The 22,193-nt window shown below is 60.0% G+C and carries 18 protein-coding genes; 10 read left to right on the top strand and 8 right to left on the bottom strand.

The annotated features are described in order from the left end of the window. Positions 1–386: 386 nt before the first annotated feature. From ACVWSC_RS23125 to ACVWSC_RS23115, 3 genes are all read right to left on the bottom strand, one after another. Positions 387–1,211, bottom strand: coding sequence for a peptidoglycan DD-metalloendopeptidase family protein (locus ACVWSC_RS23125; protein WP_442109367.1), 825 nt, complete (start codon positions 1,209–1,211; stop codon positions 387–389). A 3-nt stretch (positions 1,212–1,214) separates the two neighbouring features. Further along, positions 1,215–2,594, bottom strand: a complete 1,380-nt coding sequence (xseA, locus tag ACVWSC_RS23120) for an exodeoxyribonuclease VII large subunit (RefSeq protein ID WP_442109366.1) — start codon at positions 2,592–2,594, stop codon at positions 1,215–1,217. Positions 2,595–2,695: 101 nt separating this feature from the next. Beyond that, on the bottom strand, positions 2,696–3,577 hold the full coding sequence (locus ACVWSC_RS23115; protein ID WP_442109365.1) for a LysR family transcriptional regulator: 882 nt from the start codon (positions 3,575–3,577) through the stop codon (positions 2,696–2,698). A 102-nt stretch (positions 3,578–3,679) separates the two neighbouring features. Here ACVWSC_RS23115 and ACVWSC_RS23110 point away from each other — a divergent pair, with 102 nt between their 5' ends. The 4 genes from ACVWSC_RS23110 to guaA all read left to right on the top strand — a co-directional run bounded on the left by ACVWSC_RS23110 (position 3,680) and on the right by guaA (position 8,297). Continuing rightward, the gene (locus ACVWSC_RS23110) at positions 3,680–4,462 is read left to right on the top strand and encodes a sulfite exporter TauE/SafE family protein (protein WP_442109364.1); all 783 of its coding nucleotides are present in this window, start codon (positions 3,680–3,682) and stop codon (positions 4,460–4,462) included. Between the two features lie 18 nt (positions 4,463–4,480). Beyond that, positions 4,481–5,038 (top strand): sugar ABC transporter ATPase, encoded by a 558-nt coding sequence (locus ACVWSC_RS23105; protein WP_442109363.1) that lies wholly within the window; start codon positions 4,481–4,483, stop codon positions 5,036–5,038. Between the two features lie 85 nt (positions 5,039–5,123). After that, the gene (gene guaB, locus ACVWSC_RS23100) at positions 5,124–6,593 is read left to right on the top strand and encodes an IMP dehydrogenase (protein WP_442109362.1); all 1,470 of its coding nucleotides are present in this window, start codon (positions 5,124–5,126) and stop codon (positions 6,591–6,593) included. A gap of 126 nt (positions 6,594–6,719) precedes the next feature. Further along, entirely contained in the window at positions 6,720–8,297 is a 1,578-nt protein-coding gene (gene guaA / locus ACVWSC_RS23095; RefSeq protein WP_442109361.1) for a glutamine-hydrolyzing GMP synthase, read from the top strand. Positions 8,298–8,831: 534 nt separating this feature from the next. Here the strand turns inward: guaA and ACVWSC_RS23090 are convergent. After that, positions 8,832–8,987: a hypothetical protein gene (locus tag ACVWSC_RS23090; protein WP_476461713.1), complete on the bottom strand. Its 156-nt coding sequence runs from the start codon at positions 8,985–8,987 to the stop codon at positions 8,832–8,834. Positions 8,988–9,095: 108 nt separating this feature from the next. On the opposite strand from ACVWSC_RS23090, the gene ACVWSC_RS23085 reads away from it, so the two are divergent. Beyond that, positions 9,096–10,373 carry a DUF4303 domain-containing protein gene (locus tag ACVWSC_RS23085; RefSeq protein ID WP_442109360.1) on the top strand — a complete coding sequence of 426 codons (1,278 nt, stop codon included), beginning with the start codon at positions 9,096–9,098 and terminating at the stop codon, positions 10,371–10,373. A 164-nt stretch (positions 10,374–10,537) separates the two neighbouring features. Continuing rightward, complete coding sequence (locus ACVWSC_RS23080; RefSeq protein WP_442109359.1) at positions 10,538–13,150, top strand: dermonecrotic toxin domain-containing protein; 2,613 nt, start codon at positions 10,538–10,540, stop codon at positions 13,148–13,150. A gap of 93 nt (positions 13,151–13,243) precedes the next feature. On the opposite strand, the gene ACVWSC_RS23075 is transcribed toward ACVWSC_RS23080, so the two are convergent. The 3 genes from ACVWSC_RS23075 to ACVWSC_RS23065 all read right to left on the bottom strand — a co-directional run bounded on the left by ACVWSC_RS23075 (position 13,244) and on the right by ACVWSC_RS23065 (position 15,276). Further along, positions 13,244–13,729, bottom strand: coding sequence for an ester cyclase (locus tag ACVWSC_RS23075; protein WP_442109358.1), 486 nt, complete (start codon positions 13,727–13,729; stop codon positions 13,244–13,246). A 69-nt stretch (positions 13,730–13,798) separates the two neighbouring features. After that, the gene (locus tag ACVWSC_RS23070; protein WP_442109357.1) at positions 13,799–14,524 is read right to left on the bottom strand and encodes a cache domain-containing protein; all 726 of its coding nucleotides are present in this window, start codon (positions 14,522–14,524) and stop codon (positions 13,799–13,801) included. After that, positions 14,521–15,276, bottom strand: a complete 756-nt coding sequence (locus tag ACVWSC_RS23065; protein ID WP_442109356.1) for a FadR/GntR family transcriptional regulator — start codon at positions 15,274–15,276, stop codon at positions 14,521–14,523. The genes ACVWSC_RS23070 and ACVWSC_RS23065 overlap by 4 nt, the downstream gene beginning before the upstream one ends. Positions 15,277–15,521: 245 nt before the next feature. Here ACVWSC_RS23065 and ACVWSC_RS23060 point away from each other — a divergent pair, with 245 nt between their 5' ends. The 4 genes from ACVWSC_RS23060 (at position 15,522) to tadA (ending at position 20,539) form a co-directional block, all read left to right on the top strand. Beyond that, positions 15,522–17,015 carry an aldehyde dehydrogenase gene (locus ACVWSC_RS23060; RefSeq protein ID WP_442109355.1) on the top strand — a complete coding sequence of 498 codons (1,494 nt, stop codon included), beginning with the start codon at positions 15,522–15,524 and terminating at the stop codon, positions 17,013–17,015. 55 nt (positions 17,016–17,070) lie between these two features. Further along, on the top strand, positions 17,071–18,549 hold the full coding sequence (locus tag ACVWSC_RS23055) for an APC family permease (protein ID WP_442109354.1): 1,479 nt from the start codon (positions 17,071–17,073) through the stop codon (positions 18,547–18,549). A gap of 128 nt (positions 18,550–18,677) precedes the next feature. After that, complete coding sequence (locus ACVWSC_RS23050; protein ID WP_442109353.1) at positions 18,678–20,057, top strand: multicopper oxidase family protein; 1,380 nt, start codon at positions 18,678–18,680, stop codon at positions 20,055–20,057. After that, the gene (gene tadA, locus ACVWSC_RS23045; RefSeq protein WP_442109352.1) at positions 20,057–20,539 is read left to right on the top strand and encodes a tRNA adenosine(34) deaminase TadA; all 483 of its coding nucleotides are present in this window, start codon (positions 20,057–20,059) and stop codon (positions 20,537–20,539) included. Before ACVWSC_RS23050 ends, tadA begins: the two co-directional genes overlap by 1 nt. Before the next feature lie 80 nt (positions 20,540–20,619). Here tadA and mltF read toward each other — a convergent pair whose 3' ends face one another. Next, the gene (mltF, locus tag ACVWSC_RS23040) at positions 20,620–22,080 is read right to left on the bottom strand and encodes a membrane-bound lytic murein transglycosylase MltF (RefSeq protein ID WP_442109351.1); all 1,461 of its coding nucleotides are present in this window, start codon (positions 22,078–22,080) and stop codon (positions 20,620–20,622) included. Positions 22,081–22,193: the final 113 nt, after the last annotated feature.

Genomic DNA, 22,193 nt, shown 5'->3' with positions numbered 1-22,193 from the left:
GAGGCGACGCGATTCAGCTTGGTAGTCGTGCACTGACCAGGCAGAGGCTGCGGTGTTGACGAAGCAGAATGAGGGTCTGAAAGGTTTTCATGTCTTCAACCCTACCCAGTGAGGTTAAAGATGGCAAGTGTTGCGAAAAATTTGAGAGGAATGCTTAAAAAATCAAAGAAGTCGAAATTTTATAGCGATTTATTGAGGTGGGATCATATTTTATTGCGATGACTTGCCAGCTTGGGAAATCCGCTGTCATAGCAACTGCCTTGATCATCCTGTGGGAGCGGCGGTGCGGCGACCCGACTTGCCCCGCGATGCGGTGAAACAGACAAATCGCTATCGCGGGGCAAGCCCGCTCCCACAGGTGGTGCAAGACAGTTCACCCATAGGAATCAGGGCTGGAAGGCACCGATGAAGATGGCTGGGTCTACCCGCGCGTCGTTGAGGCTGACGTTCCAGTGCATGTGCGGGCCTGTTGCCCGGCCGGTTGCGCCGACCCGTCCGACCACTGCGCCGCGGCTGAGCTGCTGGCCGGGCTTCACGTCGATCTTCGACATATGGCAGAACATGCTGATAAAGCCTTGGCCATGATCGACGAACACTGTCTGGCCATTGAAGAAGTAATTGCCCACCAGAATCACTTTGCCGTTGGCCGGGGTTTTGATCGGTGTGCCAGCAGGCACGGCGAAGTCCAGCCCGGCATGCGGGTTGCGCTCTTCGCCATTGAAGAAGCGGCGCACGCCGAACTTGCTCGACAGTGGGCCATTGACCGGTTTGTCGAGCATCAGGTTGCTCGGCAGGGTAGGGCTGAAACTGCGGTAGGCCTTGAGCTGTTCGGCCAATTCGGCGTCGATACGCTTGAGGTCGGCCGGATCAGGATTGACCTGACGCTTGTTCTTCAAGGTGATGCGCTGTTCCGGGTACTTCTTGCTGCCTACGTTGAAACTGAGGGTGCGTGTGCCTTGGGTGATCTTCGCCTGGCCGGGCTTTTGCGTGAGCGGGATGCCGACGATGGCCAGCCAGTTGTCCTGCTCCTTGACCACCAGCACCGGCTTGCCATCAAAGCGTGCGCTGGGCGCCTGGGCTGCCGGGCCAAGGTTAACAACCGCAACTCCACCGGGTACCGGTTTGTTCAGTTGACGGGTGATGTAGCTGGCCTGGGCGCTGCTGGCGAACATCAGGCACAGCAGCATCAACGGGGCAAACAAACGGGGCATGGTTCAGTCCAGTAATGAAAGCGTGACCGGGGTCAGGTGATTGTCTTCAACGCGTACCTGCAGCTCACCTTCGCCCAGGCGGGCAGTCAGGCGCTGGCCGTTTTGGGTCTGGGTGGCGCTACGAATGGCCTGCCCGCGCTCATCGAGGAGGATGCTGTAGCCGCGTCCTAGGGTGGCCAGCGGGCTGACCACGTGCAGGGTTTGCATGTGCGCCTGGAGGCGTTGGCGACGGTCCTTGAGCGTTTCGCGCATGGCCCGCGGCAAGCGCTCGGACAGGCTGTCCAGGCGCTGCTTGAGCAAGGCCAGGGTGCGTCCGGGATGCTGCGCAGCCAGGCGGGTATCGAGGCGCGCCAGGCGCTCGCGGCGTTGGTTGAGGCGTTGTTCGAAGGCGCGGCGCAGGCGCATGTCCAGGTCATCCAGACGTTGCGCTTGTTGACGCAGGCGCTCGCCGGGGTGGCGCAGGCGTCGGGTCAGGCCATCCAGGCGCAGGCGGTCGTGGCTCAGGCGGCTCTGCATGCGTAGCAGCAGGCGACGCTTGAGGCTGTCGATACGGCGCTGCAGGTCGCTGCTGTCCGGCGCCAGCAACTCGGCCGCAGCTGAAGGCGTGGGTGCGCGTACGTCGGCGACAAAGTCACTGATCGACACATCCGTCTCGTGGCCGACGGCGCTGACAATCGGCGTGACGCAGGCGGCAATCGCGCGCGCCACTGGCTCTTCGTTGAAGCACCAGAGGTCTTCCAGCGAACCACCGCCACGGGCCAGGATCAGCGCGTCGAAGCCGCCGGCATCGGCCAGTTGCAAGGCCCGCACGATCTGATTGATGGCTTCACGGCCTTGCACGGCGGTCGGGATCAGGGTCAGTTCGACTTGCGGGGCACGGCGGCGGAACACGCTGATGATGTCGCGGATCACCGCACCTGTCGGCGAGCTGACAATGCCGATGCGTTGCGGGTGGGCGGGCAGGGCGACCTTGCGTTCGGCGCTGAACAGCCCTTCGGCTCCGAGCTTTTCCTTGAGCGCTTCGAAGGCCAGGCGCAGTGCGCCGTCGCCGGCCGGTTCGACCGTATCGAGGATCAGTTGGTAGTCGCCACGGCCTTCGAACAGCGAGACCTTGCCGCGCACCTTGACTGCCAGGCCGTCACGCAGGGCCTGGCGCACGCGCACGGCGTTCTGGCGGAACAGTGCGCAGCGCACCTGAGCACCGCTGTCTTTAAGGGTGAAATAGACATGGCCGGACGCCGGGCGGGCGAGGTTGGAGATTTCGCCTTCAACCCAGACATTACGGAACACGTCTTCGAGCAGCACCCGGGCGCGGCCGTTGAGCTGGCTGACGGTGAGGACTTCGCGGTCCAGGCCGAGTCTTTCGAAAGGGTCTTTGATCATGGGGCAGCATCATAAAGCAATGTTGCACTGGCGCGGTAGGCGCGGGCTTGTCCTGCGATTGTGATCTGTCAGGCAGATCGTAGCGCGGGGCAAGCCCGCGCCTACGGGGTCATGTGTTCGACGAATTGCCTGACCAATGTTCCGGCGTCCTGGCGGTAGGCCAAGGCCACGGTGCTGGCGCAGCCTTCGTCCGCCAGGGCAATGAACTTCAGCGATGGCGGTGCTATTTCCTGCATGGACTTGGGTAACAAGGCCACACCGAATCCGGCCTGGATCAACTGCAACTGGGTTGTCTTGCGTGACACCACTCGCGCAGCTTGCGGGAAGAATCCGGCGCGCATGCACAATTCGGCAGACAGGTAGCTCAAGCCGCCACGCTGATGGTGGGGGATGGAGATAAACGGCAGGTCACGCAGTTGCGCCAGACAAACGCGGGTTTCTCCGGCCAGCGGATGATTCTCGGCGACGGCCAGCAACAAAGGTTCTTCGAACAGCGGCTGGACACACAGCCCTTCGTGCTGGCGCAACACTGGCAGGCGCAACAGGCCGATTTCCAGACGGCCTTGCGCAAGTTCCTGCAGTTGCATTTCAGAAGACTGCTGCGCGATGTCCATGGCCACACCTGGATGCTCATGCAGATAACTGCTGAGGCGGCTCAATAACGGCCCGGTCAAGGGCACGGTGCTCGAGTGATTCAAGCGCAGATTGCCGCTCACCCCCTGGCCGACATCCCGAGCCAGCTGTTGGGCTTTTTCCAGGTCGATCAGCAAGGTACGGGCTCTTGGCAAGAAGGCCTGGCCGGCAGCGGTCAGGCGCGGCTGGCGAGCAGTGCGTTCGAACAGCAAGGTATCGAGCTGCGACTCCAGCTCTTTGATCTGCCGGCTCAGGGCGGACTGGGCGATGAACAGGCGCTCGGCGGCGGCGCTGAAGCTGCCGCTCTCGGCGATTTCAACGAAGTAGCGCAACTGACGGGTGGAGATCATTAGTGCTATGCCGTTTCGAGATGTCTGCTGGCGAAAATGCATATTAGTCGGCATGGCTAGCGGCTGGGTAAAGTTTCTTCACCTTCACTGTTGGCGACCACCATGCTCTCGGCTCTGCTTTCCCAATTACCCTTCAGCGCCTTCGACTGGCTGCCAATTCTGTTCGGTGTCGGTGCCGCTTACATCGTTTTCGGCATCGCGGGTTTCGGTACCGCGCTGATAGCGGGACCTGTGTTGATCAACTTCATGCCGCTGTCGCAGATCATCCCGTTGCTGGTGCTACTGGATTTCGTCGCCGCCCTTGGTAACTGGCTGCCAGCACGCAGAGCGGTGGCCCGTAGCGAATTGCTGCGCCTGCTACCGTGCATGGCCCTGGGATGCACCCTCGGTGTGATGTTTTTGCTCACGCTCAAATCCGACCTGTTGTTGCTGTTGATGGGCCTTTTTATCAGCGCTTACGCCTTGTACAGCCTGGCGGTGAAGGCCAGGCCAGCACAGCTTGCGGCGGCCTGGGCGGTACCTATGGGAACCGCGGGCGGCCTGTTTGGTGCCTTGTTTGGCAGCGGTGGGTTTCTCTATGCGATTTATCTCAACGCCCGCTTGCCCTCCAACGAGCAGGCACGGGCGACTCAAAGTGCGCTGATCAGTTGCAGCACGGTGGTGCGCCTGAGCCTGTTTCTGATCGCCGGGGTGTATGCCGACCTTCCGTTGATAGTGCTGGCGCTGTGTTTGCTGCCGGTGATGCTGATCGGTGTGTACCTGGGCCGGCGTCTGACCTTGAACATGTCACGAGACGCCTTTGTGCGGCTGGTCAGCTGGCTGGTGCTGGCCAGCGGCATTGCCCTGATCGGTCGCTACCTGAGTGAGGTAAACTGGCCGCTTTGAGCATGTTTGGCTGCCGTCATGATTACCCAGAGCATCATTGTCCCGAAGATTTCCACGGTTCCTGTGCATGAGCCCCGCGCCCGGGCGATTCTGCGCTGGCTGGTGCGCGAGAAAATCATCGAGGAACAACTGAGCACCTGCGGCAGCACCGGCAACCGTATGGCCTACGCCATTGCTGAAGGCGCGCGCAAAGTGGTGGAGCGGCCGGAATTGCTGCCTTACGGTCAGGCCGTCAATGGCCTGGAAGTGATCAGCAAACGTTGCATCTATACCCCGCTCGATGGCTTTCTCGAAGAGGCCGGCTGCGCCGAGTGCCGCCGCGAGGTGGGCGTGGCGCTGTTCGAAAGCCTGGAAGAATGGATGCCGGGGCAAACCGACAACTTCATTTGCCCGTTGTGTGGTCACGAAGACGACATCAATGGCTTTCTGTTTCTGCAACCTTGCGCGTTTTCCAACCTGGGTTTCATCTTCAATAACTGGAGCGCGGCACAGTTCAAGCAGGCTTTTCTCGATGACTTCGCCGACTGGCTGGATCAGCCGGTGGCGGTCGTTGAGGTAAGCCGCGCCGGTAACTGACCGAAGGCCGATCTTTGCATTGAGCGAAAGGCTCTGGATGAGTATAATGGCGCGCTTCCATTTTTCCCGCCCGGGAGCCCCCGCGATGCTGCGTATCAGCCAAGAAGCCCTGACCTTCGACGACATTCTCCTAGTGCCTGGTTATTCCGAGGTACTACCCAATGAAGTCAGTCTCAAGACCCGTTTGACCCGTGGCATCGAGCTGAATATTCCGTTGGTTTCCGCCGCCATGGATACCGTGACCGAAGCCCGCCTGGCCATTGCCATGGCCCAGGAAGGTGGCATCGGCATCATCCACAAGAACATGACCATCGAGCAGCAAGCTGCCGAAGTGCGCAAGGTCAAGAAGTTCGAGGCTGGTGTGGTCAAAGACCCGATCACCATCGAGGCTGATGCCACGGTGCGTGACCTGTTCGAACTGACCCGTCTGAACAACATTTCCGGCGTTCCGGTACTGCACAATGGCGACCTGGTCGGTATTGTCACCTCCCGTGACGTGCGCTTCGAAAGCCGCCTGGACGCCACTGTCCGTGAAGTGATGACGCCTAAAGAGCGTCTGGTCACGGTCATGGAAGGCGCTGACAAGAACGAAGCGCGTGAACTGCTGCACAAGCACCGCATCGAGCGCGTGCTGATCGTCGACGAAAAATTCGCCCTCAAAGGCATGATGACCGTCAACGACATCGAAAAAGCCAAGGCCTACCCGCTGGCCAGCAAGGACGACCAGGGTCGTCTGCGCGTTGGCGCTGCGGTCGGCACCGGTAAAGACACCGGCGATCGCGTTACCGCACTGGTTGCCGCCGGCGTTGACGTGGTGGTGGTCGACACCGCTCACGGCCACTCCAAAGGCGTGATCGATCGCGTTCGCTGGGTCAAGGAGAACTTCCCGCAGGTTCAGGTCATCGGCGGCAACATCGCTACCGGCGCTGCGGCCAAAGCCTTGGCCGAAGCCGGCGCTGACGCCGTCAAGGTCGGTATCGGTCCTGGCTCGATCTGCACCACCCGTATCGTTGCCGGTGTCGGTGTGCCGCAAATCAGCGCCATCGCCAATGTTGCCGCAGCCCTTGAAGGCACCGGTGTTCCGCTGATCGCCGACGGTGGCATCCGCTTCTCCGGCGACCTGTCCAAGGCCATCGTTGCTGGCGCTTCCGCGGTGATGATGGGCTCGATGTTCGCCGGTACCGAAGAAGCACCCGGCGAGATCGAACTGTTCCAGGGCCGTTCCTACAAGGCTTACCGTGGCATGGGCTCGCTGGGCGCCATGTCCCAGGCCCAGGGTTCCTCGGACCGTTACTTCCAGGACTCCTCGGCCGGTGCCGAGAAGCTGGTACCGGAAGGTATCGAAGGTCGTGTGCCGTACAAGGGCACCCTGACCGCGATCATCCACCAGCTGATGGGTGGCCTGCGCTCCTCGATGGGCTACACCGGCAGCGCCAACATCGAAGAGATGCGCACCAAACCAGAGTTCGTGCGTATCACCGGTGCCGGCATGGCCGAGTCCCACGTGCATGACGTACAAATCACCAAAGAAGCGCCAAACTACCGGGTCGGCTAACGCCTCCAGTCGTCAGTTACAAGCTTCTAGCTTTAAGCGGTAGTTGCGCTGCAGCAGCTACCGCGTTCCCCCCGAACAACTTGCAGCTTGCGGCTTGAAGCTTGCAGCTGCATCAGAGATTGAGTCATGGCCCTCGACATTCACGCTCACCGTATCCTGATTCTCGACTTCGGTTCCCAGTACACCCAGCTGATCGCCCGCCGCGTGCGCGAAATCGGCGTGTACTGCGAACTGCACCCGTTCGACATGGACGATGAAGCGATTCGCGAATTCAACCCGCGCGGCATCATCCTTGCCGGCGGCCCTGAGTCCGTGCACGAAGCCAACAGCCCGCGCGCCCCGCAAGCTGTGTTCGACCTGAAAGTCCCGGTACTGGGCATTTGCTACGGCATGCAGACCATGGCCGAGCAAATGGGCGGCAAGGTTGAAGGTTCCGAGCTGCGCGAATTCGGTTATGCCCGCGTTGACGTGGTCGGCAAGAGCCGTCTGCTCGACGGCATCGAAGACCATGTCGACGATGACGGCGTACTGGGCCTGGACGTGTGGATGAGCCACGGCGACAAGGTCACCCAGATGCCGGGTAACTTCAGCGTCCTGGCCAGCACCCCGAGCTGCCCGATCGCTGGCATGTACGACGATGCCCTGGGCTACTACGGCGTGCAGTTCCACCCGGAAGTGACCCACACCAAACAAGGCGGTCGCATTCTTTCGCGCTTCGTCCAGGACATCTGCGGCTGTGAAGCCCTGTGGACCCCGTCGAACATCGTTGAAGACGCCATTGCCCAGGTACGTGAGCAAGTGGGTTCGGCCAACGTCCTGCTGGGTCTGTCCGGCGGCGTCGACTCCTCGGTAGTTGCTGCGCTGCTGCACCGCGCCATCGGCGACCAGCTGACCTGCGTTTTCGTCGACAACGGCCTGCTGCGCCTGCACGAAGGTGACCAGGTGATGGCCATGTTCAAAGAGAACATGGGCGTCAAAGTGATCCGCGCCGACGCTGAAAAGCAGTTCCTGGACAACCTGGCTGACGAAGCGGACCCAGAGAAGAAGCGCAAGATCATCGGCCGTACCTTCATCGACATCTTCGATGCCGAGGCCAGCAAACTGGACAACATCCAGTTCCTCGCCCAGGGCACCATCTACCCTGACGTCATCGAGTCGGCTGGCGCCAAGAGCGGCAAAGCCCACGTGATCAAGTCGCACCATAACGTCGGTGGCCTGCCGGAGGAAATGAACCTCAAGCTGGTCGAGCCGTTGCGCGAACTGTTCAAAGACGAAGTACGCAAGATCGGCCTGGAACTCGGCCTGCCGTACGACATGGTCTACCGTCACCCGTTCCCAGGCCCGGGCCTGGGTGTGCGTATTCTGGGTGAAGTGAAGAAGGAATACGCCGACCTGCTGCGTCGCGCCGACCACATCTTCATCGAAGAACTGCGCAAAGCCGACTGGTACCACAAGACCAGCCAGGCATTCGTGGTATTCCAACCGGTCAAGTCGGTGGGTGTCGTCGGTGATGGCCGTCGTTACGCCTGGGTTGTCGCCCTGCGTGCCGTAGAAACCGTGGACTTCATGACCGCGCGTTGGGCACACCTGCCGTACGAACTGCTGGAAACCGTCAGCGGCCGGATCATCAACGAGATCGAAGGCATCTCCCGCGTTACTTACGACGTGTCGAGCAAGCCGCCAGCAACGATCGAGTGGGAATGATCCCACGCCGGGCACTGACCGGCCTGCGCTAGCGTGAAACACCCTGAAGCCCGCCTAACAGCGGGCTTTCGGCTTTTTGGGGCCTAGCCGTCGGTCACCTGCAGTCCTGCTTTTGTTTCAGAGGTTCAAACTACCAGATGCGACTCTAAACGGAGGCGTATGACAATGAGTACTACCATAAGGAGCGCGATGACCTTTGCACTACTCACGGCATCGTGCATGACAGCGTTTGCAGAGCCCTACGACGCTGTCGACGACGAATCTGGATTTGTCCAGGCCGTCGTCAGAAATGGTTCACACTCGATGCATCCCAACGCGCCTATAGCCACCGAACAAATCGCTGACGATGACGCCTTGGGATATACCCAGTTAGTCGGGAGAAACGGTTCACACTCGATGCATCCCAATGCACCTGTAACCACTGAGCATTTCGCTGGCGATGATGTCGAAGTGCTACAGCCCACTGAAACGCAATAGCCAGAGGCTCCCAGGAGCAACTGAGACCATCGCAAGAGTGCTCGAAGCCTGCAGCCGTCAACGGCCATCGCTGGAGACATACACATCCAGCACGACACCCAACATCCGGCCTTCGCGGGCTTCGATCACTCGAGGTTCAACGTCCTGCTGCGCAAATACCCCGGCCATCGAGCACCATTGGGGCTCACGGTGATCGTTGAATGTGCGCTGCATATCGCTGAATATGGCGATGGCAAGCACATTGAATTAGCCCGCCTGGAAAACACCCTTGAGGGAATGCTCGATTTGCTCGGCTGAACTCATTTGTCAGCAAGGACCTGAATGATGAATTGGAAGGCTCTGGAACAGGCGCTGTTCGACGCCGCCAGACAGACACTGCAAACGCTGCTCGATAAGCAGGGCAGCCCTTTGTACGCCGCAGCGTTTCATGCCAGCTACCGAGAAGAAGAGGCGGTTCTGTCGCTGCCCAGCTTTGCCGCAAACAGCCTGCAAGCACTCAGCGAAGACTACCCCGACGAGGAAGATGAAAGCTTCAGTTCGGTGAAGTGGAACCCGGCGGACTGGCGCTGGGATTGGGAAATCTGCGCGGGTGAGCCGTTCACGCGGCTCGATGATGAGTTGCAAACCCACGCCAATCGGCTTGGCCCGCGCCAATGGCAAGCGGCTGAGCAACGCTTGCTGGTCACCGTTAGTCGTGCCGCCAGGTCGCTGGGCCGCCATTTCAGTCAGCATCCTGGTGTGACGCCAGGCTTCGTGGTGATTTTTCATGACGTTGCTGGCTATATGCCTTTGGCCAAGCGCAGCATGACCCGCCAACAGTTCGAGGATAATTTCCCTGTTGAATTGGCCATTGAAAACACCTTGCGCGATGTTGCTGCCTTGCCGCTTGCCGAGCAGGTCGCCTTCTACGTCAGCCGCTTACATTGTTTGGAGGGCATTTCGGGGGAAGACGCAGAGCGCTGGCTGATTGCCAACGGCCGTCCCGCACAGGCAGCGCTTATCGAACGGCTCAACGGGCACAAAGCGTCTAGCGCTGCCGCGCGTATTCTCGGGCTGGCCGGCATGGCTGAAGAGCCCGTCATCCAGGCCCTGCGCCGACAGGCGATTGAGGCCTGTAAGCAGTCGACCCGCAACTGGTGCACAAATGCCTTGGGTTACCTTGAGGATTTCGACTGGCTTATGCAGCAAGCGCCCGACGTCGCTGTCGCGGGGATTTGCGCCAACTTTGACGGATTCCGCTGGCGGGGCGTGCAGCCACCGGTGCTGAACTACACACCCGTTGAGCGCTTGCTTGATCAGCGTCCAGAGCTTCGGGCTGCTGTTGAAGAGACCCTTGAAGACGTCTACGGCCGGATCGATACCACCACGGCCGATGTCAGCGAAGCCTTGCGCGGTTTGCTTTCACCACACGTAGCCATTCGTCGTCATGCTGTGAGTGGATTGAATAACCGTGGCCTGCTGCCCGACGACACGCTTCGAGCCGTCGAGGCACTACGCCTGGCAACACAGGATACCGATGAGCAGGTGCGGCACCTCGCGGGCCTTGGCCTGAAGGCTATGAAACCCAGCCTGGCTCATCTTACCGATTCAACTCGGTGATGAGCGTGTGCCCGGTCGGGCGGTTGCTGGAGTCTGATTCTGAGCAGTGGGAGCCAGACAGAGTCAAAATGCCAGGCGCCGTAGACAATGAAAGCGTTTTTTTAACGCAGTAAACATGTAACGCCGTGGCGCCTTGAGAAATCGCACAGTGGGCTTCCCTAAACATGGAAGCCGCTGCGATGAACGAAACATCTTTGACGTTGACCTTGCACAACGAACTCTCGGCGATTGCCCGGCGAGTGGTGCTCGCCTTCCCTGACATGAAGGCAGATGCTCGTCAGGCTGCGCTTGATCTGCTCGGTGCTGAAGGTCTGCCCGAATTGGATCCGGATCAGGTCTATTGGCATCGCTTTACCGGGGCAATGAGCAGCAGCAGGACATTTACCGGCTGGCAGCACGGCGGTCCCCCGGAGCAATCGCTGAGCTTGACCGAGTTGGTCATACGGCGATTTCGTGTCGGTGATCAGGACGCTTCGGACCTGCTGTCTACGTACGGTGGTTTCTATTCTGAGGGCCCCGAGGCCGGTTATTACGACGAGAGCAATGAGGTGCGCCTGGAACCTCAGCGCGTTCTCAATGCGTTTTGGGTGCTGGATTTCGGTGCCGTATACCAACGTAAAGCAACCACGTTCTGGGAGAATCATAGCGACGATGTTCGCACCCTGGCCAAGCTCAACTATTTGTCTGAAGCCTTGCAAGCGGGCTTGAGCGGGCAACTGGACGCATTACAGTTGCAGCAGGTGTTCGACGCTATTGGGTTCGACAGTGGCATCGCCCCACAACTGCAGCACTTCGAACAGATGCAACCGCCGCAGGCGGGCGTCCAGATTGGCACGTTGAGCCTGTGCGGCAAGCCATCCACTGACGCGATCTGGCTGCAGGTGCAGGACGGCCATCACGTCCTTTACTTGCCGGGTAACGTACCGTCTTTCAAGGGGTTCGACAGCGAGCAGGCACTGGCTGAGTACCTGTTCGGCTGGCTTCAGGTGCCCGACAGTACTGAGCAGTTGCTGGCGCACTTTACCGCTGAGTCGCAAAGCCTGCGAGCATTGCGCAGCCAGCTACAGGGCTTTGCGAAGGGAAGTGTCGAGCAGTTTGCTGCGCACGTGCGGTGGGAGCCGATCAGAGGCGAGGTGTTTACCTGGGTTCGTGATAGCGCCAGGCAGCGTATGTGCAACGAAGTCGACGCGGTCTTGCGTACCAATTCCGAGTTACGCGTTCAATTGTGGATCGGTTACCTCAATGCAGTGGCTCGCCTGCTTGGCCCTATGGTACCGGCGGGCTGGCCGCTGGCGCTGTTGCTGGTTGCGGTTGGGGTAGCCCGAGTAGCGCTGAACGCTGAGCAGGCGGTTGATGGCGACACTATTGAAGAGCGCCACGCAGGTGTGTTGGGAGCGATTCTGGCGAGTGTCGACATAGTGCTTAATCTTCCCTTTCTGATTCCGTTGGGCAGCAGTTCCGAGCAAGCCTTGGAAGATTTTACTGGGAATGCGCTGGTCAATGTTCCTCCCGCCGCGGCAGGCTCCTTGCGGGGTGTCAGTACCCTTGCTGATGGTGGGCAATACATCGAGATGTCCGGACTGTCGTATCGCGTGCGTTACGACTCGACGCTGGGCAGCTGGATGATTGTTGCCGAGGAAGATCCGTTTTCCTTCGCGGGCGGTATTCCTGTCCGTATGAATGAGGCGGGGCAGTGGGAAGTGTTCGAGTCTCCCTGCTTGCGCGGTGGCGGCCAGTGTCTGGGCGGATTGACGCCTGAGCCGCCAGCTGAAGTTGTTGATTATTCGGCTTTCGAGGTTCCAGCAGGGAGCTATGAGGTACCGGTCAGATCCCGTCCGGCCATGCGTGAACTGATCAGTATGAGTAACCGGCGGATGCTCTCCGGTGATTTTTTTGATCCGCAGTCGCCCTTGAATGACGTGTGCGACAGCTTGCAGCGAGTCCGCCAACAGTTGAGTGAAGATGCCAGTGGATTCTTTGCCGGCTGGCCCGAATTGCCTTACGTCGAAGTGACGGAGCCTGCCGCATCGGTTCCACCACAACGGGCGTTCATCGAGTTGCTTGAGCGGCATAAAGGCCTGGTGATTGGAGAGTCGCATGCCTCGGTCGCCAGTAAGCGCTGGCTGATGGACAACTTCAAACCGTTGTATGACAGCGGAGTACGCACGCTCTATCTTGAGCACGTGATGAGCGACATGCACCAACTCGACTTGGATGCCTTTGCCCGTACCGGGCGAATGACGCGCAACCTGGAGGGTTACCTGCGGGAACTGGATGAGGGCCATTTCACTGACCCGGGTGCTCGCTACAACTTTCTGGAGCTGGTGAGAAAGGCGCGAGCCAACCGAATCAGTGTGCAAGCGATCGACTGTGTCGCGAGCTATCGGCTGGACGGGCTGGATGCGGTGTATTGGGGTAACCCGTTGCGCCAGAAAATGATGAATTACTACGCCCATCAGACGATTTCGATCAGAGAGGCCGCCAGGCCCACTGAGCGATGGGTAGCCCTGGTCGGCAATACGCACAGCAACTTCTACAAAAAAGTACCCGGCGTCGCCGAGCTGCAAGGGGTGCCCGGCTTGCGTATCGTTGATGCCGGCCCTGGGCAGGCGACCGGTATAACGCTTGATCCAGGCGAGTATTTCCTGCCTAGCATGGGCAATCCCGATGGCATCGTGCAGGGTGATTTGCGGCTGGCGCTACAGACCAGGCTCACGCCCGTTGAATTCCTCGACCCGGCCACCGCACCGCCAGGTGTAGTTCACCCCAGGCTCTAGGCCCTGAATTGCGAACGGTGGGAGCGGGCTTGCCCCGCGATTGCGATTCGTCTGTTTCACCGCATCGCGGGGCAAGCCCGCTCCTACCGACGGTTACCAGCCTAGTTGTTTGTTGAACGACAACGCATCGTAGTAGTCATGCTGCGAGGCGATCTTGCCGTCCTTGAGCTTGATGAAACTCACGCCCTTGAACGACAGCGGCTTGTTGGTCGCCGGTGTCTCGGGCGCCCAGGCGCCGGTGTTGTTGCCGTCGAACTGCCACTCGAAGGCGATGTTGTCGCCGTCGACGATCGGCTGCCCGAGCATTTTCCATTTCAGGTCTGGCACGGCATCGATAAACAGTTTGATCACCTCGACCCTGGCCGCTTCTCTGCCGACTTTTGGCACTCCGACGGAGGCATCGAGAAACTCCCCGTCTTCGGCAAAATACTGTGCCGCCGCATCAGGGTCGTGTTTGTTCCAGGCGCTCATGTAGGCCGTGATGACCTCCAGGGTTTTGTCTTTATCCGCTGCAAACGACAACTGGGTAAACAGGAGAATGGCCAGGAGGCTGACAAGGCGAAGCGATAGCCGCTGCATGGTATTTCCTCTTCGATTATTGCTGTTGTTAGAAACGCGCAAATCGGTTTTGCCCAGCCATGCAGCGCCCTAGCGCGGCGTTGGCAGTTCCACCAGCGACCAGTCAATCGAGAGTGGATTGAGCTTGTGCACCTTGGCCGCGGCCGGGCGACTGGCCATGTTGCCGACAAACCAGTTGGTGGAGTTCGCTGCGACGATGCGGCCTTCGCCGTTGATGATGAACGCTTCATTGTTCATGCGCAGCAGGCAGCGGGTGAGCAGTTGATCGAATTCGTGCATGGCAATGTCTGCTGCCGCAACGCCAACAAAATGCCCGCTTGCGACGATCGGTACAGAGAAGGCCAGTACATACAGTTCGGTGCCGTAGAGGTCGACGAAGGGCCCTTCGACCGATGGCTGCAAGGTCGACTTGGGCCGGGTGAACCAGGGCATGCCCTGGTAGTTGTAGAAGCTTTCGCTCTGGCGATTGAAGTTAAGCATCAGCGGCGCGATTTTGCCGCTGACCGGGCGATAAAACCATTCAAGGAAGAGTTCTTGATCGGCAAGCTCGCCCGGTTCCACCACCACGCCGGTGCCGTGGGTGTAGGTGTCGTTGTTTGACAGCCGCTGCTCGATGGTCGTCTGCAGAAACGCCAGGTCTTTGGAGGTGGGCTTTCTACCCTCGACGGCAAGTGCGTCCCACACCGTCACCACCTGTTCGGCCAAGGTGTCGAGTTGCTCGAAGATGGTGCTGAACACCTGTTCCAGGCGCTGGGTGCACTGGCGAACTTCATCGCTTTGTGGTGTTGCGATCATGACTGTCTGCTCTCTTGCTGCGCCAGCAATTGGAAGCGCAAATCCATCAAGCGCTTCATGCCTTCTTTGACATGGGCCTCTGTCAGTGCACTGGCCAGGTTGGATTCTCCGGCCACGACTGCCTGGAGGATGGCCCGGTGTTCGGCCAGCGCCGTGTTTTTCTGGAGGTCGCTGGTGCAGATCCAATGCAGCTCACCGATCTCTGACTGCAGGCGCATTTCTGCGTGGGTCAGGCGCACCGATTGCGCGGCCACCGCCACTTCGATGTGAAAACGCGCATCAGCGCGACGCAGTTCGCTGCGGCTGGTGGCCTCCTGCAGCGCTGTCACGAAGTGCTCCAGGCGTTGCTGCTGGGCGCTGGAGGAGCGGCTTGCGGCAAGGGCTGCGGCGGTGGCGGAAATAGCGATCTGCTCGTCGCACAGATCGCGTAGTTCCAGCGAACTCATGGCGCTCAGCCTGGCGTTGAGAAACTCATCGGACACCTCCACCGGGGCGCAGACAAAACTGCCGCCATTTCTTCCGCGCCGAGTAGCGACAACGCCTCGTTGGCGCAAGATCGCCAAGGCATCGCGCAAGGTAACGGTGGCCACGCCGAAGCGGCTGGCCAGCTCGCTTTCACTGGGTAATTGCTCGCCTTCGCTGATCAGACCGAGGTCGATGACCTCGATCAGGCGGCGAGCGACTTCCTCGGGTTTGCCTTCCTGGCTCACCTGTAACAAAGACAGGCGGTTCACTTTATTCGCTTCAGTCATCCTGGTCGCCGCAAAAAATATGGAACTAGATTTCTTTTAGACATCTACCGCGTGTCATGCAACAAAAAAGCCTGTTTCAAGCCGTTAACAGTCCGATACGTGTCGTTTTCAGGCAAAAACGACACGCAGTTTGGCAGTTTTTTGAACATAAGATACGGTTTCATATGTTTAACAAAAAGCCTGGCTCCGGGATCCCCCGGCAGCGCTGACAGGCATGAGCATCGACACAGGGGAATAGTACCGTCATGACCACTCCAACGCTTGGCACTTGGGAAGCTCGCGCACGGGCACTGAAGATTGAAGGGCGCGCATTTATCGGTGGCGACTACACCCACAGCATCGACAGAGATACTTTCGATTGCATGAGCCCGGTAGATGGCCGCCTGTTGGCCAAGGTTGCCAGCTGCTCTGCCGCCGATGTCGATCGTGCTGTTGAAGTGGCCCGCGCCACCTTTGATTCGGGCGTCTGGTCGCGCATGGCGCCGGTGGACAGAAAGCAGATCATGCTGCGTTTTGCCGCGTTGCTCGAAGCCAACGCCGACGAGCTGGCGCTGCTGGAAACCCTGGACATGGGCAAACCGATCAGCGACTCGCTGGCGGTGGATGTGCCGGGTGCTGCGCAAGCGCTGAGCTGGAGTGGTGAGGCCATCGACAAGGTCTACGACGAAGTGGCGGCCACCGCGCAAGACCAGCTCGGGCTGGTGACCCGCGAGCCGGTGGGCGTCGTCGCCGCCATTGTGCCGTGGAATTTCCCGCTGATGATGGCCTGCTGGAAACTCGGCCCGGCGCTGTCGACCGGCAACTCGGTGATTCTCAAACCCTCGGAAAAGTCTCCGCTGACCGCCATCCGTATTGCCCAGCTGGCCATCGAAGCGGGTATCCCTGCCGGGGTATTCAACGTGCTGCCAGGCTATGGTCACACCGTGGGCAAGGCTCTGGCCCTGCACATGGATGTCGATACGCTGGTGTTCACCGGTTCGAGCAAAATCGCCAAGCAACTGCTGATCTACGCCGGTGAGTCGAACATGAAGCGCGTCTGGCTGGAAGCCGGCGGCAAGAGCCCGAACATCGTCTTCGCTGACGCTCCCGATCTGCAGGCCGCCGCCGAATCGGCCGCCGCCGCGATTGCCTTCAACCAGGGCGAGGTCTGCACCGCCGGTTCGCGCCTGCTGGTAGAGCGTTCGATCAAAGACACCTTTCTGCCACTGGTGGTCGAGGCGCTCAAAGGCTGGACGCCGGGCAATCCGCTGGACCCGCAAACCAACGTCGGTGCCCTGGTCGATAACCAGCAGATGAACACCGTGCTGTCTTATATCGAATCTGGCCTGAACGACGGCGCCAAACTGGTGCTGGGCGGCAAGCGCACACTGCAGGAAACCGGTGGCACCTACGTCGAGCCCACCCTTTTCGATGGCGTCAGCAACGCCATGAAGATTGCTCAGGAAGAAATTTTTGGCCCGGTGCTCTCGGTGATCAGTTTTGATAGCGCCGAAGAAGCCATCGCCATCGCCAACGATACGCCGTACGGCCTGGCGGCGGCGGTGTGGACCAGCGACCTCTCCAAAGCTCACCTGACTGGCAAAGCCCTGCGCGCCGGTAGTGTGTGGATCAATCAGTACGACGGCGGCGACATGACGGCGCCGTTCGGCGGATTCAAACAGTCGGGCAATGGCCGCGACAAATCACTGCACGCGTTCGACAAGTACACCGAACTCAAAGCGACCTGGATCAAGTTGTAAGTCTGCACAGCAAAAACAATAACAGCCGACAGGACCCTGTCCTCAGGATAACAACATGAACAGTCCCGAATTTACTGCAGCGGACCGCGATGCCGCCCAGCTCAAGGCGCTTGGCTACACCTCGAACTTCGAAAGAAGCATGAGCCTGTGGGAAAACTTTGCGCTGGGCTTCACCTACCTGTCACCGGTCGTCGGCGTCTATACGCTGTTCGGCCTGTGCCTGGCGGCAGGCGGGCCGCCGATGTTCTGGTCGTATTTGCTGGTTGGATTCGGGCAGATGCTGGTCTGCCTGATTTTCTGTGAGGTGGTATCGCAGTTTCCGATTTCCGGTGGTGTTTATCCCTGGGCCCGGCGTCTGGTGGGCAAGCGTTGGGCATGGATGGTCGGCTGGATCTATTCGGTGTCACTGTGCGTGACCATTGCTGCCGTCGCTCTCGGGGCTGGCCCTTACATCGCTGCGATGCTGGGCTTCGAACCGAGCCCGGTGACCAACACCTTTGTGGCGCTGGCGCTGACGGTGATGGCAACCTTGCTGAACCTGAGCGGCACCAAGCTGCTGGCCCGAGTGGCGATGTTCGGGTTCATCTGCGAGTTGCTCGGCGCGCTGGTGATCGGCGGTTACTTGTTGATCTTCGAGCGTCATCAGCCGCTGTCGGTGCTGTTCAATACCTTCGACATCAGCATCGATGGCAGCTACTGGCCTGCGTTCCTCACCGCTTCGTTGGCGGGAATGTTCCTCTATTACGGCTTTGAAGCGTGCGGTGATGTCGCGGAGGAGACGCCAAACCCGAGCAAGCGTATTCCCAAGGCCATGCGCATGACCATCTACATCGGTGGCGGTGCAGCGATCTTCGCCGCATTGGCACTGATTCTGGCGGTTCCGGACATTGCTAAGGTGTTGTCTGGCGAAGACAAAGACCCGATGTCGACGATCATGGGCAACGCCTTCGGGCCGACCGGCTGGAAGATCGTCACAGCGGTCATCACCGTTTCCTTCGTCTCTTGTGTGCTGAGCCTGCAGGCGGCGGCCAGCCGTTTGCTGTACTCCTTTGCCCGCGACGAAATGGTCATGGGCAGCGGCGTGCTCAAGCGCCTGTCCCCCAATACCCGTGTGCCCACGGCGGCATTGATCACCTGTGGGGTGATTCCGGCGGCCATCGTCTGCGCCGGTTTCTACCTGGAAAATGCCATCGCCATCATCGTCAGCTTTGCCGCCATCGGCATTTACCTGGCCTTCCAGATGATTGTTGGCGGCGCGCTGTTTGCCCGGCTGCGAGGCTGGAAACCTGCCGGCCAGTTCACCCTCGGCGGCTGGGGCTGGATCGTGAACATCCTGGCGCTGGTCTACGGGCTGCTGGCGATCATCAACATGTCCTGGCCACGTACCCCGGATGCGCCGTGGTACAGCAACTACGGCATCGTGCTGACGTCGGCGGTGGTGATTGGCATTGGCCTGGTCTACATGGTCATGTTCAAACCCTACGACAAAGGCTCGGCACCGTTTGCCGATGCCTGGACGTTGCACAGGAACTGAGGCGTCAGGCCCTGCGGCAACTCTTCACTTAATCTTTCGCAATTGCAGGTGTATCGTATTCGCCCTTCATCGCCGGTACCTGGCAAGGTGCCGGCGTGTTGTTTCTGGCAATACGAGGTACGTGCTGCATGTCTTTTACCCGGCGACAAATTCTCGGTGGCCTGACCGGCCTGGTGGCAATCGGTCTGGGCGCCGGTGGCGCATCCCGTTACTGGTTGGGGCGCACCGACCCGAATGCCGGGCATGATTACGAGCTGATTGCCGCACCGCTGGATGTCGAACTGGTTTCCGGGCATAAAACCGAGGCCTGGGCGTTCGGCCCGTCGGCACCGGGCACCGAGTTGCGGGTGCGCCAGGGCGAATGGCTGCGGGTGCGCTTTATTAACCATCTGCCGGTGGCCACCACCATTCACTGGCACGGCATTCGCCTGCCGTTGGAAATGGACGGGGTGCCGTACGTCTCGCAACTGCCGGTGTTGCCGGGCGAATATTTCGATTACAAATTCCGCGTGCCGGATGCCGGCAGTTACTGGTATCACCCGCACGTGAACAGCTCCGAAGAGCTCGGCAAAGGCCTGGTGGGCCCGCTGATCGTTGAAGAGCGTGAGCCTACCGGCTTCAAGCATGAACGCACCTTGAGCCTGAAAAACTGGCATGTGGACGAGCAGGGCGCCTACCTGCCGTTCAGCATCCCCCGTGAAGCCGCTCGTGGTGGCACGGCCGGGCGGTTGATCACCATCAATGGCCAGGCCAATGCGGTGGTCGAGATGCCCGAAGGGCAAATCGTGCGGGTGCGCCTGCTCAACCTCGACAACACCCTGACTTACCGGATCAACCTCAAGGGCAATTTCGAAGCCAAGATCTACGCGCTCGATGGCAACCCGATCAGCCCACGGCCGTTGGGCAAGGATTACTGGCTTGGCCCGGGCATGCGCATTTGCCTGGCGATCAAGATGCCACCTGCCGGTGAGGAGCTGTCGTTGCGCGATGGCTCGGTGCGCCTGGGTACCTTGCGTTCAGTGGCCAGCAGCGAGGCACCAGGTGACTGGCCGCCAGCCCTGCCGGCCAACCCGATTGCCGAGCCCGACCTGGCCAATGCCGAGAAGCTCAACTTCAATTTTGAATGGGTAGGCTCGGTGTCGGTGAACACTCAGAACGGCAAGCCGCCAAGCCTCTGGCAGATCAACGGCCAGGCCTGGGACATCACCGACAAAACCTGTGCCGAGCGGCCGATTGCTACGCTGCAAAAGGGCAAGAGCTATATTTTCGAGCTCAAGAACATGACTCAGTACCAGCACCCGATCCATTTGCATGGCATGAGTTTCAAGGTACTGACCTCGAACCGGCACAAATTCCCCGAGCAGTACTTCACCGATACCTACCTGCTGGGCAAGAACGAGAGCGCTCAGGTGGCGCTGGTTGCTGATAACCCTGGCACCTGGATGTTCCATTGCCATGTGATCGACCACATGGAAACCGGCCTGATGGCCGCGATCGAGGTGGTTTGATGCGTCAACCACAGATCATCGACCGCAGCCGCGATCAGGCCTTCATGCGCGAGGCGCTGGAACTGGCGCAGCAGGGCGCGGCCATGGGCGAGGTGCCGGTGGGTGCGGTGCTGGTGCAGCATGGGCAGGTGATTGGCCGCGGTTTCAACTGCCCGATCAGCGGCAGCGATCCCAGTGCCCATGCCGAAATGGTCGCGATCCGTGCTGCTGCCCAGGCGGCGAGCAACTATCGTCTGCCGGGTAGCACCCTGTACGTGACGCTGGAGCCGTGCAGCATGTGTGCCGGCTTGATTGTCCATTCGCGCATTGCCCGGGTGGTATACGGGGCTTTGGAGCCCAAGGCGGGCGTGGTGCAGAGCCAGGGGCAGTTTTTTACCCAGGGCTTTCTCAACCACCGGGTATTGTTCGAGGGAGGGGTGCTGGCAGAAGAATGCGGCGCGATTCTCTCCGAGTTCTTCAAGGCGCGCCGCGCCAAAGCCTGACTTGCATCACAACTGTGGGAGCGGGCTTGCCCCGCGATTGCGGTGGGTCAGTGAAGCTGCTTCGCGGGGCAAGCCCGCTCCTACAGGGGCGGGGTGGTTTCAGGCGGTTTGGTTTTGTCGACGCCCGGCACGTGCAGGTTGCCGTCGGCTACCTGGCTGCCTTCCAGCTGCGGCTGGGTCACCCAGGTGAGGATGTCGTAATACCGGCGGATGTTGGCGACGAAATGCACAGGCTCACCACCCCGGGCATAGCCGTAGCGGGTTTTGCTGTACCACTGCTTCTGCGCCAGGCGCGGTAGCATTTTCTTCACATCCAGCCACTTGTTCGGGTTTAAACCTTCGCGTTTGGCCAGTTTGCGTGCGTCGTCCAGGTGACCACCGCCGACGTTGTAGGCCGCCAGGGCAAACCAGGTGCGGTCCGGTTCCTTGATCGAGTCGTCCAGCTGTTCCTTCACATGCATGAAGTACTTGGCACCACCGCGAATGCTCTGCACCGGGTCCAGGCGGTTGGACACGCCCATGGCTTGAGCGGTGCGCTGGGTCAGCATCATCAGCCCGCGGACGCCGGTCTTGGAGGTGACTTCAGCCTGCCACATCGATTCCTGGTAGCCGATGGCGGCCAACAGGCGCCAATCGACCTGTTCTTTCTTGGCGGATGCCTTGAAGTGTTTTTCATAGCGCGGCAGGCGCTGCTGCAGGTGCTGGGCGAAGGTGTAGGCACCGACGTAGCCCAACACATCGACATGGCCGTAGTAACGGTCTTTCAGGCGCTGAAGAGTGCCGTTCTTCTGAACCTTGTCGAGAAATTCGTTGATCTCGTTGAGCAGGCTGTTGTCGTCACCGGCCGCCACTGCCCAGCGTTGGTCGCGCGAGTCACCGAGGTCGAAGGCTACCCGTACATTGGGGAAATACACCTGGTTCATCGCCAATTCGTTGGAATCCACCAGGGTCAGGTCGATCTGACCTTCATCGACCATGCGCAGCAGGTCAACCACTTCCACCGCGTCAGATTCTTCATATTCAAGCGCCGGATACTGCTTTTTCAGCTCTGCCAGTTGATCGGCATGCGAGCTGCCTTTGAGCACCATGATCTTCTTGCCGACCAGGCCTTTGGCATTGGTCGGGCGTGAGCGGCCGTTGCGGTAGATGATTTGCGGGGTCACTTCCAGGTAGGGGTGCGAATACCGTACCTGGGCCTTGCGCCGCTCGCTGCTGACCAGGCCCGCTGCAGCCAGCACCGGGCCGGAGGGCTTGCCGAGCTGGTCGTACAACTCGTCGAGGTTGTCGGCGGTTTCGATCTTCAGCTCGACGCCCAGTTCGTCGGCAAAGCGTTTGACCAGCTCGTATTCAAAGCCGGTTTCACCGTTGCGGTCTTCGAAGTAGGTGGCCGGGCTGTTGCGGGTGATCACGCGCAGTACACCGTCCTCCTTGACGCGCTCTAGGGTGCTGGGTTTTTCAACACAGGCACCGAGCATCAGGAAGAGTCCGATTGCGATGAGCCATCTGGCGCAGCGCTGGCGCAAAGCAGTTTGGGCGAACATAGGTTGCAGTATACGCAAAGCACAGGCCCCGCCATATCTCGACAACGATTTGCTTGTCTGCTAGCACGGTTTGCCTCAGCGCCGAGGGAACCGCGCGGAGCAGGCAGTTTTTT

This window comes from Pseudomonas sp. NUPR-002 (assembly GCF_056322725.1).
This window is presented reverse-complemented; position numbering and strand designations above follow the sequence as displayed.

What these genes read in the sequence shown, in the direction of transcription:
- ACVWSC_RS23085 (WP_442109360.1), top strand. Translation starts at nt 9,096, where the DNA reads ATGATGAATTGGAAGGCTCTGGAACAGGCGCTGTTCGACGCCGCCAGA.
- tadA (WP_442109352.1), top strand. Translation starts at nt 20,057, where the DNA reads ATGCGTCAACCACAGATCATCGACCGCAGCCGCGATCAGGCCTTCATG.
- ACVWSC_RS23080 (WP_442109359.1), top strand. Translation starts at nt 10,538, where the DNA reads ATGGAAGCCGCTGCGATGAACGAAACATCTTTGACGTTGACCTTGCAC.
- ACVWSC_RS23075 (WP_442109358.1), bottom strand. Translation starts at nt 13,729, where the DNA reads ATGCAGCGGCTATCGCTTCGCCTTGTCAGCCTCCTGGCCATTCTCCTG.
- ACVWSC_RS23070 (WP_442109357.1), bottom strand. Translation starts at nt 14,524, where the DNA reads ATGATCGCAACACCACAAAGCGATGAAGTTCGCCAGTGCACCCAGCGC.
- ACVWSC_RS23110 (WP_442109364.1), top strand. Translation starts at nt 3,680, where the DNA reads ATGCTCTCGGCTCTGCTTTCCCAATTACCCTTCAGCGCCTTCGACTGG.
- xseA (WP_442109366.1), bottom strand. Translation starts at nt 2,594, where the DNA reads ATGATCAAAGACCCTTTCGAAAGACTCGGCCTGGACCGCGAAGTCCTC.
- guaB (WP_442109362.1), top strand. Translation starts at nt 5,124, where the DNA reads ATGCTGCGTATCAGCCAAGAAGCCCTGACCTTCGACGACATTCTCCTA.
- ACVWSC_RS23090 (WP_476461713.1), bottom strand. Translation starts at nt 8,987, where the DNA reads ATGCAGCGCACATTCAACGATCACCGTGAGCCCCAATGGTGCTCGATG.
- ACVWSC_RS23060 (WP_442109355.1), top strand. Translation starts at nt 15,522, where the DNA reads ATGACCACTCCAACGCTTGGCACTTGGGAAGCTCGCGCACGGGCACTG.
- ACVWSC_RS23125 (WP_442109367.1), bottom strand. Translation starts at nt 1,211, where the DNA reads ATGCCCCGTTTGTTTGCCCCGTTGATGCTGCTGTGCCTGATGTTCGCC.
- mltF (WP_442109351.1), bottom strand. Translation starts at nt 22,080, where the DNA reads ATGTTCGCCCAAACTGCTTTGCGCCAGCGCTGCGCCAGATGGCTCATC.
- ACVWSC_RS23115 (WP_442109365.1), bottom strand. Translation starts at nt 3,577, where the DNA reads ATGATCTCCACCCGTCAGTTGCGCTACTTCGTTGAAATCGCCGAGAGC.
- ACVWSC_RS23065 (WP_442109356.1), bottom strand. Translation starts at nt 15,276, where the DNA reads ATGACTGAAGCGAATAAAGTGAACCGCCTGTCTTTGTTACAGGTGAGC.
- guaA (WP_442109361.1), top strand. Translation starts at nt 6,720, where the DNA reads ATGGCCCTCGACATTCACGCTCACCGTATCCTGATTCTCGACTTCGGT.
- ACVWSC_RS23105 (WP_442109363.1), top strand. Translation starts at nt 4,481, where the DNA reads ATGATTACCCAGAGCATCATTGTCCCGAAGATTTCCACGGTTCCTGTG.
- ACVWSC_RS23050 (WP_442109353.1), top strand. Translation starts at nt 18,678, where the DNA reads ATGTCTTTTACCCGGCGACAAATTCTCGGTGGCCTGACCGGCCTGGTG.
- ACVWSC_RS23055 (WP_442109354.1), top strand. Translation starts at nt 17,071, where the DNA reads ATGAACAGTCCCGAATTTACTGCAGCGGACCGCGATGCCGCCCAGCTC.